The organism is Pseudomonas sp. B329 (assembly GCF_023127835.1).
Classification (GTDB): domain Bacteria; phylum Pseudomonadota; class Gammaproteobacteria; order Pseudomonadales; family Pseudomonadaceae; genus Aquipseudomonas; species Aquipseudomonas synxantha_A.
In genome coordinates, this window is record NZ_SPKP01000066.1 from 1 (window position 1) to 959 (window position 959).

Annotated in this window: 1 protein-coding gene and 1 pseudogene; both read left to right on the forward strand. The window is 54.1% G+C overall.

Annotated features, from left to right (window positions below):
* Window positions 1–615: hypothetical protein (locus E4P00_RS27825; RefSeq protein WP_248133413.1), on the forward strand; the 615-nt coding region annotated here is incomplete at its 5' end.
* Window positions 616–658: 43 nt separating this feature from the next.
* A pseudogene (locus tag E4P00_RS27830) lies at window positions 659–959 on the forward strand (hypothetical protein); the annotation flags it as partial.

Below are 959 nucleotides of genomic sequence, written 5' to 3' on the forward strand. Positions count from 1 at the left end.
CGCTCCGAGAAGTGCCCGATTAAACGTTCCGGGGCGGATTGGTCCAGTTATGGGGAGGATGGCTACCTGTCTACTACGGTCCAGCCGCAGCAGCAGGGGCAGAGCGATATATATGAGGCGACGCTAGCCATCAATGGCGGCAGCCGATGCCAGTGGCAACTGAGTAACGTCACCTTTGGCGTTACCTATGCCAACACGACGCACTTCGGAGAGAACGTTAAAGCGGGCCCTGGGGGAGGGGTTATTGTGATGTTTGATCAGCACCTACCCCAACAGCGCTCTGTTTTTGAGCCGACTATCAATGTCAGCGGTGATCTACTGATCAGGAAGGACTACTACCCTTGGGTTAACGAGCAGTTCCTTGGTAAGCATGAAAAACTCGCTTGGCTAGTCGGTGAGGGTGAAATCTATTTGTATTACCGCGCCCTGAAATCCCGAAAGGTAGCGTTTGAGCCGCTACTACATGCGGACTATTTGGTTTACTCGGTGGGGCCGAAGGAAAAGAAAAAGGGAAATCACAACCTGTTCACTTACTCCGATGGCAGCGTTGTGGTGGGTGGCAGCAAACCAAGCTTCAAGAAGCTGCAAACCATTCGCCTAGGACAACCGCAATGAACCTAAAACTTCTAGGCGCACTGTTGGTTGCTAGGGGAGATGTATGAACGCTCTCATCGGCCATGCAATGGGCAGCTTGTTGCTGCTCACTCTCACCGCCTGCGGTCAGAGCCAAACTTTGTCCCCGCCACCGGGAGGGGAGGAGGTCAGCATTACGGTGAAGGTCCCACCGAACCTTGCAGCGGAACCCATGCGGGTGATGTACCGCTCCGAGAAATGCCCGATTAAACGTTCCGGGACGGATTGGTCCAGTTATGAGGAGGATGGGTATCTGTCTACAACTGTCCAGCCACAGCAGCAGGGGCAGAGCGATATATATGAGGCGAAGCTAGCCATCAATGGCG